General features: G+C 52.2%; 14 protein-coding genes and 1 pseudogene. 9 read left to right on the top strand and 6 right to left on the bottom strand.

Features of this window, described 5'->3' with window-relative positions; translation table 11 throughout:
• Nucleotides 1–84 precede the first annotated feature (84 nt).
• From ynfF to clcB, 5 genes are all read left to right on the top strand, one after another.
• Nucleotides 85–2,517: a selenate/tellurate reductase subunit YnfF gene (gene ynfF / locus FDW96_RS08615; RefSeq protein ID WP_137365542.1), complete on the top strand. Its 2,433-nt coding sequence runs from the start codon at nt 85–87 to the stop codon at nt 2,515–2,517.
• Between the two features lie 10 nt (nt 2,518–2,527).
• Entirely contained in the window at nt 2,528–3,145 is a 618-nt protein-coding gene (gene dmsB, locus FDW96_RS08620) for a dimethylsulfoxide reductase iron-sulfur subunit DmsB (RefSeq protein WP_042308489.1), read from the top strand.
• Nucleotide 3,146: 1 nt separating this feature from the next.
• On the top strand, nt 3,147–4,001 hold the full coding sequence (locus FDW96_RS08625; protein WP_042308491.1) for a dimethyl sulfoxide reductase anchor subunit family protein: 855 nt from the start codon (nt 3,147–3,149) through the stop codon (nt 3,999–4,001).
• A gap of 42 nt (nt 4,002–4,043) precedes the next feature.
• Nucleotides 4,044–4,658, top strand: a complete 615-nt coding sequence (gene dmsD / locus FDW96_RS08630) for a Tat proofreading chaperone DmsD (protein ID WP_042308493.1) — start codon at nt 4,044–4,046, stop codon at nt 4,656–4,658.
• A gap of 119 nt (nt 4,659–4,777) precedes the next feature.
• On the top strand, nt 4,778–6,067 hold the full coding sequence (clcB, locus tag FDW96_RS08635; RefSeq protein WP_042308495.1) for a voltage-gated ClC-type chloride channel ClcB: 1,290 nt from the start codon (nt 4,778–4,780) through the stop codon (nt 6,065–6,067).
• Here the strand turns inward: clcB and bioD are convergent.
• From bioD to FDW96_RS08650, 3 genes and pseudogenes are all read right to left on the bottom strand, one after another.
• Nucleotides 6,023–6,680, bottom strand: a pseudogene (gene bioD / locus FDW96_RS08640) (dethiobiotin synthase). The gene clcB and the pseudogene bioD overlap by 45 nt on opposite strands.
• 125 nt (nt 6,681–6,805) lie before the next feature.
• Nucleotides 6,806–8,026: a sugar metabolism global transcriptional regulator Mlc gene (gene mlc / locus FDW96_RS08645; RefSeq protein WP_042308501.1), complete on the bottom strand. Its 1,221-nt coding sequence runs from the start codon at nt 8,024–8,026 to the stop codon at nt 6,806–6,808.
• A 118-nt stretch (nt 8,027–8,144) separates the two neighbouring features.
• Entirely contained in the window at nt 8,145–9,053 is a 909-nt protein-coding gene (locus tag FDW96_RS08650) for a LysR family transcriptional regulator (RefSeq protein ID WP_042308503.1), read from the bottom strand.
• Between the two features lie 107 nt (nt 9,054–9,160).
• Between FDW96_RS08650 and FDW96_RS08655 the strand changes: the two genes are divergently transcribed.
• Nucleotides 9,161–10,411: an MFS transporter gene (locus tag FDW96_RS08655; protein ID WP_061381372.1), complete on the top strand. Its 1,251-nt coding sequence runs from the start codon at nt 9,161–9,163 to the stop codon at nt 10,409–10,411.
• Between the two features lie 31 nt (nt 10,412–10,442).
• Here FDW96_RS08655 and FDW96_RS08660 read toward each other — a convergent pair whose 3' ends face one another.
• The 3 genes from FDW96_RS08660 to FDW96_RS08670 all read right to left on the bottom strand — a co-directional run bounded on the left by FDW96_RS08660 (nt 10,443) and on the right by FDW96_RS08670 (nt 13,401).
• Nucleotides 10,443–11,117 carry a CPBP family intramembrane glutamic endopeptidase gene (locus FDW96_RS08660; protein ID WP_137365543.1) on the bottom strand — a complete coding sequence of 225 codons (675 nt, stop codon included), beginning with the start codon at nt 11,115–11,117 and terminating at the stop codon, nt 10,443–10,445.
• A gap of 92 nt (nt 11,118–11,209) precedes the next feature.
• Nucleotides 11,210–12,682 (bottom strand): HAMP domain-containing sensor histidine kinase, encoded by a 1,473-nt coding sequence (locus FDW96_RS08665; protein WP_137365544.1) that lies wholly within the window; start codon nt 12,680–12,682, stop codon nt 11,210–11,212.
• Nucleotides 12,679–13,401: a response regulator transcription factor gene (locus tag FDW96_RS08670; protein ID WP_137349794.1), complete on the bottom strand. Its 723-nt coding sequence runs from the start codon at nt 13,399–13,401 to the stop codon at nt 12,679–12,681. The genes FDW96_RS08665 and FDW96_RS08670 overlap by 4 nt, the downstream gene beginning before the upstream one ends.
• 188 nt (nt 13,402–13,589) lie before the next feature.
• Here FDW96_RS08670 and msrP point away from each other — a divergent pair, with 188 nt between their 5' ends.
• From msrP to FDW96_RS08685, 3 genes are read left to right on the top strand one after another with little or no spacing between them, the layout of a single operon-like run.
• A complete protein-coding gene (gene msrP, locus FDW96_RS08675; protein WP_137349795.1) occupies nt 13,590–14,594 on the top strand; it encodes a protein-methionine-sulfoxide reductase catalytic subunit MsrP in 1,005 nt (334 codons plus the stop codon).
• A complete protein-coding gene (msrQ, locus tag FDW96_RS08680; protein WP_137365545.1) occupies nt 14,595–15,221 on the top strand; it encodes a protein-methionine-sulfoxide reductase heme-binding subunit MsrQ in 627 nt (208 codons plus the stop codon).
• 47 nt (nt 15,222–15,268) lie between these two features.
• On the top strand, nt 15,269–16,756 hold the full coding sequence (locus tag FDW96_RS08685) for a carboxypeptidase M32 (RefSeq protein WP_137365546.1): 1,488 nt from the start codon (nt 15,269–15,271) through the stop codon (nt 16,754–16,756).
• Nucleotides 16,757–16,885: the final 129 nt, after the last annotated feature.

Consider the following 16,885-nt stretch of genomic DNA (forward strand, 5'->3'; position numbering starts at 1 on the left):
ATTTACCTACAAATAGGTAGACTCACTTCATGGTTAGCAAGCTATTGATTTCGTTGTAAAACAAAATACATAGCGATAATGACAATGGAGTGGGTTATGTCTGGAGTTAAACAAGATGGGGGTATTAGTCGCAGGACGTTAGTCAAATCCTCGGCTATCGGTTCGCTGGCGCTTGCCGCAGGCGGGCTATCGTTACCTTTTGGCATACGAGCAGCAGCGGTACAGGACTCAATACAATCAGTTGAAGATAAGGCGGTGTGGAGTTCTTGTACCGTAAACTGTGGCAGCCGCTGTCTTTTGCGTTTGCACGTAAGAGATGATGCCGTCTACTGGGTCGAGTCTGATACGACTGGTGATGATACCTATGGTAACCACCAGGTCCGCGCCTGCTTGCGCGGTCGTTCGATTCGTCGCCGCATGAACCATCCTGACCGCCTTAAATATCCTATGAAACGCGTTGGCAAACGCGGCGAAGGGAAATTTGAGCGGATCAGTTGGGATGAGGCACTGGATACGATTAGCGGTAATTTAAAACGAATCCTGCATGATTACGGTAACGAAGCGGTTCATGTGCTGTACGGTACAGGCGTTGATGGTGGGAATATCACTAACTCAAACGTCCCCTACCGTTTGATGAACTCCTGCGGCGGCTATCTGAGCCGTTACGGTAGTTACAGTACCGCGCAAATCAGCGCCGCGATGGGCTACATGTTTGGGGCTAACGATGGCAACAGCCCGGACGACATCGCTAATACAAAACTGGTCGTCATGTTTGGCAATAACCCTGCCGAAACCCGCATGAGCGGTGGCGGCGTAACATGGTATGTTGAGCAAGCCCGTGAACGTTCTAACGCTCGGATGATCGTTATCGATCCGCGCTATAACGATACTGCCGCTGGCCGTGAAGATGAATGGCTTCCTATCCGCCCGGGTACTGACGCCGCATTAGCGGCGGCAATTGCCTGGGTGTTGATCACAGAAGATTTGATTGATAAACCGTTTCTGGATAAATACTGCGTCGGCTATGACGAAACCACCCTTCCCGCCAGCGCCCCACGGAATGCGCACTATAAGGCCTATATTTTAGGCGAAGGCCCGGACCGTATTGCCAAAACGCCTGAATGGGCCTCACACATTACCAGCATTCCAGCTGAAAAGATTATCCAGTTGGCACGTGAGATTGGATCGGCGAAACCCGCGTATATCTGCCAGGGTTGGGGGCCGCAACGTCACTCTAACGGTGAACAAACCGCCCGCGCGATTACCATGCTCTCAGTTTTAACAGGCAACGTGGGGATTAACGGCGGTAACTCAGGCATGCGCGAGGGAACCTGGGATCTGGGCGTGGAATGGTTCTCCATGTTAGAGAATCCGGTTAAGACGCAGATCTCTGTCTTTACCTGGACAGATGCTATCGACCATGGCGCGGAAATGACGGCGACCAAAGACGGCGTTCGCGGTAAAGATAAGCTGGATGTGCCGATCAAGTTTATCTGGTGTTATGCCAGTAATACTCTTATCAACCAGCATGGCAATATCGCGCATACCCACGAAGTCTTACAGGATGACAGCAAGTGCGAGATGATCGTCGGTATTGAACACTTTATGACAGCCTCCGCAAAATACTGCGACATCCTACTGCCTGATCTGATGCCTACCGAGCAGGAAGATCTCATCTCGCATGAGTCCGCCGGGAATATGGGTTATGTCATCCTTGGGCAGCCTGCTACTTCGCCGAAATTTGAACGTAAACCCATTTACTGGACGCTAAGCGAAGTTGCCAAACGTCTTGGCCCCGATGTGTATCAAACGTTCACCGAAGGTCGTACACAGCATGAATGGGTGAAATACCTACATGCGAAAACCAAAGAGCGTAACCCGGAAATGCCGGATTACGATGAGATGAAAACGACAGGTATTTTCAAGAAAAAATGCCCTGAAGAACACTATGTCGCTTTCCGTTCTTTCCGCGAAGATCCCATCGCAAACCCTTTGAAAACACCATCAGGTAAAATTGAGATTTACTCCGAACGCCTGGCCACCATCGCGGAAACCTGGGACCTTAAAGACGACGAAATTGTTCATCCGCTTCCTGCTTATGCGCCTGGCTTTGACGGTTGGGACGATCCTAAACGCAAAACGTATCCACTGCAGCTCACCGGATTCCACTATAAAGCGAGAACCCACTCCAGCTACGGAAATATTGACGTATTACAACAGGCATGCCCGCAGGAAATCTGGATAAACCCCATCGATGCCAATACTCGCGGCATCCGTAATGGCGACACGGTTAGGGTGTTTAACAATAATGGTCAGATGCTGATCGCGGCGAAAGTGACACCACGCATTTTGCCAGGCGTCACAGCCATCGGACAAGGGGCATGGCTCAATGCCGATATGTTCGGCGATCAGATCGATCGCGGCGGTTCAATTAACATTCTCACGTCGCATCGACCATCTCCGCTCGCGAAAGGGAACCCGTCCCATAGTAATCTCGTTCAGGTTGAAAAGGCTTAAGGTGTAACCCATGACAACTCAGTATGGATTTTTTATTGATTCCAGTCGTTGCACCGGCTGCAAAACCTGCGAACTGGCCTGCAAAGACTACAAAGATCTCACTCCCGACGTGAGCTTTCGACGGATATATGAATACGCTGGCGGTGACTGGCAGGAGGATAACGGCGTCTGGCATCAGAACGTTTTTGCCTACTATCTCTCCATCTCCTGTAACCACTGCGAGGATCCAGCCTGCACCAAGGTTTGTCCTAGTGGGGCTATGCATAAGCGCGAAGATGGTTTTGTCGTGGTGGATGAAGACGTATGCATCGGCTGTCGCTACTGCCACATGGCCTGCCCATACGGTGCGCCGCAATACAATGCCGCCAAAGGTCATATGACCAAGTGTGATGGCTGTCATGATCGCGTCGCCGACGGCAAAAAGCCTATCTGCGTTGAGTCATGTCCGCTACGCGCGCTGGACTTTGGTCCGATTGATGAGTTGCGCAAAAAACATGGTGAGCTGGCGGCGGTTGCCCCGTTACCGGGCGCACACTTCACCAAACCGAGTATTGTGATCAAACCCAATGCCAATTGCCGCCCGACCGGGGATACCACGGGTTTTCTGGCTAATCCGAAGGAGGTGTAAAATGGGAAATGGATGGCATGAATGGCCGCTGGTCCTGTTTACGGTGCTGGGCCAATGTGTGGCCGGGGCGCTGATCGTGAGTGGGTATGGCTGGTTAACCACCAAAGACGATGTGGCAAAACGACGTATCGTGTGCACTATGTTTTTCCTGTGGCTGGTGATGGGCATCGCCTTTCTCGCCTCAGTAATGCATTTAGGTTCACCGCTACGCGCGTTTAATTCTCTGAACAGAATCGGCGCATCGGCGCTCAGTAACGAAATCGCCAGCGGTTCGCTGTTTTTCGCGGTTGGTGGTCTGTGGTGGCTGGTGGCGTTTCTCGGTAAAATGCCGGCTACGTTAGGTAAAATCTGGTTGCTGCTCAGCATGTTGCTTGGTCTGGTTTTTGTTCTGGCGATGACTAACGTCTATCAGATAGACACCGTTCCGACCTGGTATAATGGCTATACTACGCTGGCGTTTTTCATGACGATGTTGCTGAGTGGCCCGATGTTTGCCGCCCTGCTGCTACGCGCTGCGAGCGTGTCGTTTAACGCCGCCAGATTCGCCGGAATCAGCATTCTTGCCCTGCTGGTGACCGTGGCCGTTATCGTTTTGCAGGGCGTATCGCTCAGCGAAATTCACAGTTCGGTACAACACGCCAACGCTCTGGTTCCCGACTACGCAAGCTTACAGGTCTGGCGCATCGTGATGCTGGCTGCGGGGCTGGGTTGCTGGATATGCCCGCTAATTCGTCGCAAAGAACCGGCTGTCGGCGGATTGGCGCTGGGTTTAATTTTCGTGCTTGCCGGTGAAGTTATTGGCCGCGGTTTGTTTTATGGCTTACATATGACAGTCGGAATGGCTGTTGCAGGTTAACACTCGGGTGCGGGGCAACCCGCACTTTTCAGGATTGTTTGCATGACCCATTTTTCACAACGTGACAACTTCTCTACCGCGGCGCGCGTATTGGGTGCGCTGTTCTACTATGCGCCAGACAGTGCGGAAGCTTCTGCGCTGGTCAGTGCGCTTAAAACCGATGGCTGGCAGGCGCAGTGGCCGCTTGCACCCACGTCCCTTTCTGCGCTGGCTGAACAACTGCAGGCCGAGGCTGATGAGCCGCTCCCGCAAGCCTGGCAGCGACTGTTTGTCGGCCCTTACGCGCTACCTTCTCCGCCCTGGGGTTCTGTCTGGCTGGATCGTGAAAATGTCTTGTTTGGCGATTCCACACTGGCATTACGTCAGTGGATGCGGGACAACGGGATCCAGTTTGCCATGCAGCAAAATGAACCGGAAGATCACTTTGGCGCGCTGCTGTTACTGACGGCCTGGCTTGCTGAAAACGGACGCCACACCGAATGCGAACAGTTATTAGCCTGGCATCTGCTACCGTGGTCAACTCGCTTCCTTGACGTGTTTATCGAACATGCGAACCACCCGTTCTACCAGGCTTTGGGTGAACTGGCGCGACTGACGCTGGCACAGTGGCGATCGCAATTACTGATCCCAGTAGCCGATAAACCTTTATTTCGTTAATTTCGCCGCAGGCAAGACGTTTCTTGCCTGCGTTCCATCCCGTTGCGCACGCTGAGCTTTTGCTTCTGTTGCCAAATAGCCGCAAAATAAAGCGTCTGAATTTCCCTGTCTGGCCACTCATGCATCATTTACATGCTTACCCTGACCTGCGTGCGATGTTTCGCCGCCTGCTGATCGCCGCGCTGATTGGTATCCTTGCCGCGTTAGCCGTCGCGGGTTTTCGCCATGCCATGTTCCTTCTTGAATGGTTGTTCCTGGGCAACGACACGGGCAGTCTGGTCAATGCGGCGACAAACCTTTCTCCTATAAGGCGCATGCTGACGCCCGCGCTGGGCGGCCTGGCAGCTGGCTTACTGCTCTGGGGTTGGCAAAAATTCAACCGTTTACGACCACAGGCTCCTACAGATTACATGGAAGCCCTGCAAACGGATGGACAATTCGACGTCAGCGCCAGTCTGGTAAAGTCACTGGCATCGTTACTGGTTGTCGCCAGCGGCAGTGCTATCGGGCGTGAAGGCGCCATGATTTTGCTGGCGGCGCTGGCAGCGTCCAGCTTTGCCCAACGCTTTACACCCCGCACTGAATGGAAATTATGGATTGCTTGTGGCGCGGCTGCAGGTATGGCCGGCGCGTATCATGCCCCACTGGCGGGCAGTTTATTTATTGCTGAAGTCCTGTTTGGCACGATGATCCTCGCCTCGCTGGGGCCAGTGGTGGTCTCCGCCGTCGTCGCTTTGCTCACCACTAATGTGCTGAGCGACAGCAATGCGTTGCTCTATGCCGTGCACTTCACACGGGAACTACATGTGCTGGAATACGTCATGATCGTCAGTACTGGTCTGGTTGCCGGCGTCTGCGGTCCGCTGTTCATGTGGTTGATGACCGCCAGCCATAATGGCTTTTTACGCTTAAAACTCTCGCCACCGTGGCAACTGGCGCTTGGCGGGCTGATCGTTGGCCTGTTGTCGCTGCTCACTCCTGCCGTTTGGGGAAATGGCTACAGCGTGGTGCAGTCATACCTACTCTCGCCACCGTTATTGACCGTGGTGAGTGGGATCTTTATCTGCAAGTTACTGGCTGTGCTTGCCAGCAGTGGCTCCGGTGCGCCGGGTGGGGTGTTTACGCCAACGCTGTTTGTCGGTATGTCTGTCGGCATGCTGCTGGGACGGGCGTGGGGATTATGGCTTCCGGGTCCGGATGAAATTGCCATTCTGCTGGGATTAACGGGGATGGCCACGCTACTGGCAGCAACCACGCATGCGCCAATTATGTCTACATTGATGGTTTGTGAAATGACCGGGGAGTATCGCTTGCTCCCCGGATTACTGATCGCCTGCGTGGTGGCGTCAGTGCTGTCGAGAACGTTACGCCACGACTCTATCTACCGACAGCACGCTGCCAAGCATTGACAGACGGATATACTGTGACAGCTCGCGCTGCTCTGCGCGAGGCAGATACGGCAGTTCGCCGATTAGCGGCGCAGGTAATTTTTTGCTCAGCACGTCAATGATTTCTGCATAATGCGCCAGCCCTGGGTTGGCTGGCAATCGCCTGTGCGGTAAGGATGGCATGATTAATACAACCTTCCTGAATACCGACTACCATCAGCACCGGCATTTGTTCCTGTACCACCCATTCAGATAGCGGACGCAGATCATTCATCAGACTCCGCCAGCCGCCGGTGCCTTCCACGACAACGTGATCAACTTTTTCACTCAGGCTTGCGAGACCGTTGGAAAGCAAGGTGTAATTGACCGGACCACTATGCGCTACGCTACTTTCGTCCTCGCTCAGCGCAATCGGGTTGACCGCCTCATAAGGCAGTTCGATGGATGACACACTTTGCAGCACCAGCGCATCTTTGTTGCGCAAGCCTTCGGGTGTCTCTTTGCTTCCTTTGGCTACCGGTTTGTAGCCCGCGACACTTTTACCCCCTGACGCCAACGCTTGTAGTAATGCGCGGGAAACCACGGTCTTCCCAACAGAAGTGTCTGTACCTGTAATAAAGAAACGCTTCAGCATCACTAACTCCACCGTTATGCTTTGAAAATATAAGTCAGGAAAATAAAACAGTGGAGAAAGTCTAAGGTATGACGACCGGAATCAGCTTGAGATAGCGCAATTTTTCGTACAACAGTTAAAAAATGTTAACCCTGTAATAGACGTATCAACAAAGAACCGTTATACATCGCGTCCTTAACGAGCGCGGCCCCTGCCATCGTCCCCTGATTAGTAAACTGCGTACTTTCGACGACAATATGCCGACTGTAGGCCGGGAGCGCCTGCTGACGAATGCTGTCAGCAATGGTGGGAAACAAAATATCCGCCGCTTTACTGAGCGGAGAACCAATCAATATCTTTTGCGGGTTGAACAAATTCACCATAATAGCAAGGATGCGTCCGACGTGGGTCCCGACACCGCTAATGATATCCTTCGCCAATAAATCACCCTGCATGGCTGCCAAACACAGCGCGTCTACCGTTAACGGTTGTCCATGCAGTGAAGAGCTCATTGACTGCTTCAGCCGCACCTGCGCCAGTTCCAGTACGCTGTCGACGCTGGCGATGGTTTCCAGACAGCCATGATTACCGCAATAGCAACGTTTACCGTAGGGATCGACCTGCGTATGACCAATTTCCACCAGGCTACTGCTACCGGCATGCAGTAAATGACCGTCGGTTATCACCCCTGCGCCAACGTTATGATCAATGACGACCTGAATGACATCGCGTGCGCCACGCGACGCGCCAAAAAGCGCCTCCGCCATGGTCCAGGCGCTGATATCATGCTGAATATAGACCGGCACACCGGTATGGTTTTCGAGCGCTTCGCCCAGCGGCATCTCTTTGACGTCATCGTAAAACGGCATGCTATGAACGATGCCGTTTTCGGTATCGATTATGCCAGGTAGCGTGATGGCGATGGAGGTCAGGCGTTCCAGCTTTTGCTGGTGGCGGATGAAAAACTGATCGACCTGGGTAATGACACGTTGCAGCAGAGGTGTTTCACTGACCAGCGCCATTTCCAGGCAATCCTCAACCACCAACTTGCTGCTCAGATCGCGCAGCGCCAGAAAAATCTCGCCGCGACTGATGCGAATGGATAGATAATGCCAGGCTTCGGTTTCGACAACCAGCCCCACGGCCGGACGCCCACGACTCCCTGCTTCCTTGATTTCCAGCTCTTGTACCAGGTGGGCTTCAAGCATTTCGCGGACAATTTTGGTAATACTGGCAGGCGCCAATTGTGCCAGGCGAGAGAGATCAATACGCGATACCGGTCCCAGCTGATCAATCAGGCGATAGACCGCGCCCGCATTGGTCTGCTTAATTTGATCGATATGCCCAGGCTGACTATCAGCAACCACCACTTACTCCCTTTATTTTCGCGCTCCGAAATAATCTGCGGGCTATGGTGAAGCACTTCAATGGCTTCCGTCAACTTTTTACTTAGCCTTGTGATTTACTGCACATTTTCACCCATATTTAAACTAAATTAATTGCCTGGACCGCCGCCAGCAGTTGTTCACGAAAACGTTGCGCGGCATGACTTTGCTCATGATGCTTAGGCCAGACTAACCACATTTCGGAGACGGCATCTTCTTCCGCTATCGGGATCCAGCACATTTCATACAATTGCACCCGTTTAAAGGAAGCGGGCAGGATCGAAACGCCCAATCCCGCGGCCACTAATCCAATGATGGTCATCGCCTCGCCAACCTCCTGAGTTATCGTCGGTTTGAGGTTATAGCGACGCATCAGGCCCAAAATGTCGTCATACAACCCTGTTCCCACATGCGGGTCAAAAAAGACAAATGGCTCATTAGCCAGCTCAGCCAGCGTCACTACGGGCTTTTGCGCCAACGGGTGCGCTCGTGGGATCATCGCCATCAGCGGTTCATGCAGAATAACCTCTCGCGCCAGCGTTTCCGGGAGTTGCGTGTTACGCATAAGCCCCAGATCCAGAGTGCCTTCGTTAAGTGGAGCAATTTGCTCGCGCGTATTCATCTCGCGGGTTTGCATATGCACCACAGGATAGCGCTGGCGAAACAGGGAAAGCGTATCTGACACCGCTTTGATAAACGGCGCTGATGACGTAAAGCCGAGACGCAACTCCCCCGCTTCTCCGAGATGCAAACGCTCTGCCCGGGCGGCGGCTTCATTAACCAGGCCAAGGATCTGCCGACTGTCCGCCAGAAACTGTTTTCCGGCGGCTGTGAGGGCCACGCTGCGGTTAGTTCGCGCCAATAACCGGGCGCCAATCTGCTGTTCCAGGATTTGGATCTGCTGGCTTAACGGTGGTTGCGAAATATTCAGCCGCGCTGCCGCCCGGCCAAAATGCAACTCTTCCGCAACCGCCACAAAGTAGCGTAAGTGACGAAGTTCGATATTCATATTTTTAAAATATTATTTGAGATTATTAATATATTAGACAGAATATTGGGATTTTCATACTCTTAAGGCTGGTCCTGTAGTAGCAAAATATTAAGCAAGGATTCCAGGTGAGTCGTACAACAACGGTCAATACCGCGCCGGCAAGCGATATTGACGAAAGTGTTACCCTGCCGGATGGTTTTATCAAACGCGGTACATCCCCTTTTATGCGCGTTACGTTGGCGCTGTTTTCTGCCGGGCTGGCGACATTTGCCCTGCTCTATTGCGTGCAGCCCATACTGCCGGTGCTCTCGCACGAGTTTGGGGTTTCGCCTGCCAGCAGCAGTATTTCACTTTCCATCTCAACGGCAATGCTGGCCATCGGTTTACTGTTTACTGGCCCACTTTCCGATGCGATAGGTCGTAAGCCGGTGATGGTTACGGCACTGCTACTCGCCTCCTGCTGTACGCTGCTTTCAACGATGATGACCAGTTGGCACGGGATTTTAATCATGCGCGCGCTGATCGGTCTTTCGCTGAGCGGAGTGGCGGCGGTGGGGATGACCTATCTGAGTGAGGAAATTCATCCCAGTTTTGTGGCCTTCTCAATGGGCTTGTATATCAGTGGGAACTCAATTGGCGGTATGAGTGGTCGCTTGATCAGCGGCGTATTCACCGACTTTTTCAACTGGCGTATCGCGCTGGCGGCGATCGGCTGTTTTGCCCTCGCCTCCGCGCTAATGTTCTGGAAAATTTTGCCAGAGTCCCGTCATTTCAGACCCACGTCGCTACGACCTAAATCATTGTTCATCAATTTCCGTTTGCACTGGCGCGACAGAGGATTGCCGCTACTGTTTGCGGAAGGTTTTTTGCTGATGGGGTCGTTTGTCACACTGTTTAATTACATCGGCTATCGCCTGATGCTCTCTCCGTGGGAACTCAGTCAGGCGGTGGTTGGCCTGTTATCCGTGGCATATCTGACCGGAACCTGGAGCTCGCCGAAAGCAGGTTCCATGACCACCCGCTATGGTCGCGGCCCGGTGATGATCGTTTCAACCGGCGTAATGCTTTTTGGGCTATTGATGACCCTGTTTACCTCACTATGGCTGATCTTCGCCGGGATGCTGCTCTTTTCTGCGGGGTTCTTTGCCGCGCACTCAGTGGCAAGCAGTTGGATTGGACCACGAGCAAAACGCGCTAAAGGCCAGGCCTCCTCCCTGTATCTGTTCAGCTATTATCTGGGATCCAGTATTGCCGGTACGCTGGGCGGCGTATTCTGGCATAGCTACGGCTGGAACGGCGTGGGTGGATTTATCGCCCTGATGCTGGTGCTGGCGTTGCTGGTAGGCGCGCGTTTGCACCATCGTCTGCACGTTTAATCAACGATGCCCGGGCTTCGGGCATCATCACTTATGAAGAAGACGCCATTTGCAGGACAATAACCGTCCCGTTCATCACGATATGCAGCGAAATCGGCATCAACAGGCCGTTGCTTTTCACTCTGGCAAGGATCAATACCCGCGATACAAGAAACAGCATCAGCAGCGTGCGCAGATCCACATACTGGGTGTGCATTAAGGCAAAAATCATTGATACCACGACTGACGACAGCCAAGTTTTATTATTGAACCAATACTGGAATGCGTTGAATAAACAGCCCCTAAAAACAATTTCTTCATAAACTGGCGCAATAAATATCAGGGTCAAAGTGGATACCCACAGCGCGTAGCTGTTTAAGGATATCTGGCTGGTTACCCACGCTTCGGTTTGTCTGAGACCTACTAACCAAGGCAAGATAAGTTGAATAAAAAGCAGGGCCGCAAATAAAATGCCAAACCACCGGGCATTGAAGATCCCTTTGCCCAGCCCTTCTCTTTTTCTGAAGAAGAAATAATACAGCGGAACCAATACGACAAATTCCAACACAAACAACAGCGGGAAGAGAAATCCTTTGGCGAGCAGGTCCTGGCTCGCGGGAAAAAACAACGGGGTAAACGTGAGACCAAACATCAGCAAAAACATAGAAAAACAGCCAGTAACGGCTTTGGTCCGGGCAATATATTGGTTGTCGACATCCTGTGACATACAATCTCCTTGCGCTTGTCGAGTATAAGATGATGAATTATCGATATATGATAAAAATTCTCATTATCACTGACAACCTACCAACATTTACCCTATGGAGAATCCGTCAGCGGCAACCAAAAACGGAAGCACGCGCCTGCCGTTGAATTAACCAGATTGATATCGCCTCCATGCAGTTCAAGCATTCTTCGCACAATCAGCAATCCCAGACCGCCGCGCTGCTCACGGGGAGTTAACGCTGTCGGGCGCTGAAATAATACTTCGCGTACTCCCATTTCCACGCCAGGACCGCTATCCTGCACTTCTGCTAACAGTCGGTCTTCATCACGCCAGATTTTTAGCCATACATCCCCCCCGTCAGGCGTATGGCGGATAGCATTATCCAGCAAATTCGTCACCACGCTTTCCATCATCGATAAATCGGCATTTACCAGTGGTAACGGCCCCATCACGTCAAGGTGTAACTGTAAATGGCGTGTGGCAACAGGGAGATCAAACTTCTGCGCCACATCCTGGATCAACTCGCCAAAAGCAAAACGTTCGCGCTGAGGTTTTATGCCTCCGTGCTCCAGCCTCGCCAGCTCAAACAGTTGTTGTGACAGATGGCGAACCTTATGCCCCTGGCGCAACGCGATACTAAGATAATGCCTGTTTTCCTCTGGCGTTATCGTGTCGGCCTTCAGCGACAACATTTCCAGATACCCCAGCAGCGAGGTGAGCGGCGTGCGTAAATCATGAGATATATTGGCAATAAACTCTCTGCGCTGACGATCGCTGTCAGCTAACAAGTCCCACTGCTGCGCAATTTGCTGTGCCAGCTCAATAAACGCATTGTTCAACAACGCAATTTCATTCCCCGGTGACGGATCGGGCTTTTTCTGCGCCAACTGTTTAATGACGCTAATACTGTCCTGCTCCATTTTGACCACCTGCGCGGTCAACCTTTTTACCGGATGCGTCACCCATCGCCACACCAACAAGCCCGCAATTCCGCCGGCTAATAAAACCAGAATTAACGTTCCTGCCACCGTGTTCCAGAGCGTTTTCTGCCAGGCGGTATTTGCCAGCATATGCAGATTTTCGCCCTGCAGAATAATGTACAGATAACCATGCAGTTGGCCGTTAAGCATCACTGGCGCCGCACTAAAGACCTTCTGCTGATTGCTGCGCGGATCATCGCCATACACTGGCAAAGCATCCGAATTTAGAAAACCCAGGATCGGCTGCACGGTAATTTTCTGGCGCTGAATATGCCCGGGCGGTGCGGCATCGGCGAGTATGTCACCTGCAGGTGAAACCAGATACAGTTCAACGCTTGGATTGAGCGTCATCAGATGATTAAACAGTCCTTTTAACGTCTGTCGATTGATCTGCCCGCGGGTATCAATCAGAGCCTCACTTTTGACAATCTTGCTCGCCAGTTCCAGCGACAGCCTTTGCACCATGGCATCGCCATATTTTTGACTATTACGCAGCTGGACAACGCTGACGGCTACCGCGCAAATCAACATAATCGCGGTAAATACCAGGGTCAGACGCTGGCTTAAAGACAGTCGATAAATCATGACTGATGCTCCGCGTTATTCGCTGTAAGCTTATAGCCTCGTCCCCAAACGGTAAGAATAATTTCCGGCTCAGCAGCATCTTTTTCAATCTTGGTCCGCAGACGATTAATATGACTGTTCACCGTATGCTCATACCCTTCGTGCTGGTAGCCCCACACATGGTCTAACAGCGCCTGACGCGAAAAAACCTCGCCAGGATGACGAGCGAAAAAATAGAGCAGATCGAACTCACGGGGCGTCAAATCGATAGATTTGCCATGCTGGCGGACTTCACGGGCTAAGGGATCAATCTCCAAACCATGGATGTTAATGAGCCCCGCTTCCACACGCAGATTCTGGCTCATCGCCTCCTGACGGCGAAACAACGCCTTCACGCGGGCCATCAGTTCCAGTATGGAGAAAGGTTTGGCTAAATAATCATCGGCTCCCATCTCCAGCCCCAGAACGCGGTGAGTTTCACTGGTACGGGCGCTAATAATGATGACGGGTAAATAGAAACTCATTTGACGAATGCGACGACATATTTCCAGACCATCGACACCCGGCAGCATTAAATCGAGAATAACCGCATCCCAGACATGTTTTTCCAGTTGTTCAAGCGCGCGCGTTCCATCCGTCTCATGGATAATTTCGTATCCCTCATCCTTCAGGCTAAGCTGCAAAAGTGAGGCAATATCGCTGTCATCTTCCACCAAAAATATCTTTTTTGCGCCGGCCATCAGTGTCCTCTCCCTCTCATCGTTGTGAAAGCTTACCTCAGGCAAGGGGCGGAAGTTATCACAAAATTTTTAACTTTTCGTGAGGATCCTGGGATACGCCTGGATACAGGATGTCGTTATAGAAAGTCAGGCATCAACAGGGAAACGTCGCTTTGTTTTCCTTAACATGAAAATAAAAAGGAACAGTTATGCAGAAAAAACGTCCACTTCGGGAAGCTGATGTTACCGCCGAATCAGTTTTTTTTATGCAAAGACGACAGGTCCTCAAAGCGCTTGGAATAGGCGCTGCAGTCGCTTCTCTCTCCTCCCCGACACAGGCGAATCTACTGAATTGGTTTAAGGGCAACGATCGAGCGCCTGCACCGGCGGGGAAACCGCTCGAGTTCATAAAACCGGATGCCTGGCAAAGCTCACTACCCCTGACGCCGGAAGACAAGGTAACGGGCTATAACAATTTCTATGAATTTGGTCTGGATAAGGCCGATCCTGCCGCCAATGCCGGTAGCCTGAAAACCGATCCCTGGACATTAACCATCAGCGGTGAGGTGAACAAACCCTTAACGTTGGATCATGATGCGCTGACCACACGTTTTCCGTTAGAAGAACGTATTTACCGGATGCGTTGCGTTGAAGCGTGGTCGATGGTTGTGCCGTGGATTGGCTTTCCCTTACATAAATTATTGGCGCAGGTTGAACCCACCAGCGACGCCAGGTATGTCGCGTTTGAAACACGTTACGCCCCCGATGAAATGCCCGGTCAGAAAGATCGCTTCATTGGCGGCGGCTTGAAATACCCCTATGTTGAAGGTTTGCGTTTGGATGAGGCCATGCACCCTCTTACCCTTCTGACCGTGGGCGTGTATGGCAAAGCGTTGCCGCCGCAAAACGGGGCGCCGATACGCCTGACGGTCCCCTGGAAATATGGCTTCAAGGGTATTAAATCGATTGTCAGTATCAAGCTGACACGTGAGCGCCCGCCGACGACCTGGAATATGTCAGCGCCGAACGAATACGGTTTTTATGCCAATGTTAATCCGCATGTCGATCATCCTCGGTGGTCTCAGGCGACAGAACGTTTTATCGGTTCCGGTGGGATTCTCGATGTACAACGCCAGCCGACGTTGCTTTTTAACGGTTACGCCAGGGAGGTGGCTTCTTTATATCGGGGTATGGATCTACGGGAGAACTTTTAAGTGAGATTAACGGTAAAGCAGATAACCGGCCTGAAAGTGCTACTGCATCTCGCCGGTTTTTTACCCCTGCTATGGCTCTTCTGGGCAGTGCAACAGGGTGCGTTGGGCGCCGATCCCGGGAAAGACATTCAGCATTTTACCGGCATTACTGCGCTAAAATTCTTGCTTGCTACCCTGCTGGTATCGCCGCTCGCACGCTATGCAAAGCAGCCTTTGCTGTTTCGTACCCGACGGTTGTTAGGATTATGGTGTTTTGCCTGGGCCACACTGCATCTGACCAGCTATGCGCTATTGGAGCTGGGTATACAAAATTTGGGATTGTTGGGGCGAGAGCTGGTTTTACGGCCATGGCTCACGCTGGGCATGACGGGTTGGGTTATCTTACTCCTGCTGACGCTGACCTCCACGCAGGCCGCACAGCGTAAAATGGGCAAACGCTGGCAAACGTTGCACAACTACGTCTACCTGACTGCCATTTTACTCCCGGTTCATTACCTATGGTCGGTCAAAGTGTTGTCACCGTCCCCTATTATCTACGCCTCCTGTTTTATTGTGCTGCTGGTATTTCGCTATAAAAAGTTGTTACGCCACAGCAGGTACAAAGGTGTGTTTATGAAAAGTGAATGAATCACGGTAAACTTCTTACCCACACCTAAACAGAACGAGAACAAAAAATGAGTAACAATGATAATTACCATCAACTCACCCGCACGTTCCAGCGCCTCTCTCGCTTCTCTCACCTTTCGGCTATCGCCAGTTGGGACATGTTTACCATGATGCCGCCGGGCGGCAGTCAAGCCCGCGGCGAAGCGTTGGCTGAACTAAGCGTGCTTGAACATCAGCTGTTAACCGACCCGAAGGTAGCCACGTGGATCGCCGCAGCAACACAGGAAGATCTTAACGATGTTGAGCAAGCGAATTTGCGCGAAATATCGCGACTGCATCACCAGGCATCCCTGCTGCCTGAATCACTGGTAGAAGCAAAGTCGCTGGCGGGCAGCCGCTGTGAACATGCCTGGCGCAGCCAGCGACCCGCGAACGATTGGGAAGGATTCTCCGAGAACCTTAAAGAAGTCGTGAAGTACAGCCGCGAAGAAGCCCGACTGCGTGCAGACGCTAAAGGCTGTTCACCTTATGACGCGCTACTGGACATCTTTGAACCAGGAATGACCAGCGCCCAACTGGATGTCCTGTTTGCGGACGTGAAAAGCTGGCTGCCCGATCTACTCACCAGGGCAGTGGCAAAACAGTCTCAGCAAACGCTTATCGCCCCGGTTGGCCCCTTCCCGAAGGCTGTCCAGCGAGAGCTGGGTCTGGAAACGATGGCGCAGTTAGGATTCGACTTTACGGCTGGCCGACTGGATATCAGCGCACACCCCTTCTGTGGCGGCGTACCGGAAGATGTGCGCATTACTACCCGCTATGACGAAAATGAACTCCTCAGCGCGCTGTTTGGCGTGATTCATGAAACCGGTCATGCCCGCTATGAGCAAAACCTGCCGCGTAACTGGTCAGGACAACCTATCGCTCTGGCACGCTCAACAGCCATTCATGAGTCGCAAAGTCTGTTCTTTGAGATGCAATTGGGGCGCAGTAAAGCATTCCTGACGCGACTCATTCCGGCGGTGACGCGTCATTTTGGCGATCAGGCTGCGTTTGAAGAGAGCAATTTTATCGCCTGGAACCAGCAGGTAAAACCCGGTTTTATCCGCGTTGACGCCGACGAGGTGAGCTATCCGGCTCACGTGATCCTGCGTTATGAAATCGAGCGAGCATTAATTAACGGCGACATTGAAGTGGATGACATTCCGGCATTGTGGAATGAGAAGATGCAGGCCTGGCTTGGACTGTCAACGGTGGGGGATTATCGCAATGGCTGTATGCAGGATATTCACTGGACCGACGGCGGCTTTGGCTACTTCCCGTCTTACACTTTAGGCGCTATGTATGCGGCGCAATTGTTCAGCGCAGCTCACCGCGCATTGCCCGATCTGAACCAGCACATTGCGCAAGGAGAGTTTAGCGCCCTCTTTGAATGGCTACGCCAGAATATCTGGCAGCATGGCAGTCGTTTTACCACGGAACAACTCATTACCCAGGCCACCGGAGAGCCGCTCAGCAGCCGCTATTTCCGCGCTCACCTGGAAGCCCGTTATTTGTAATCTCCTACCGTGAGTCATTGTACATATCGTTACACGCCGATACCAATGACTCACGGAAGCCCAGTAATTACAGCGATATAGTTATTTCAACGGCCCCGCAGTGGGGTTGAATGAAAAACCAAATCGAGG

This window comes from Citrobacter sp. TBCS-15 (genome assembly GCF_005280815.1).
Lineage (GTDB): Bacteria > Pseudomonadota > Gammaproteobacteria > Enterobacterales > Enterobacteriaceae > Citrobacter > Citrobacter werkmanii.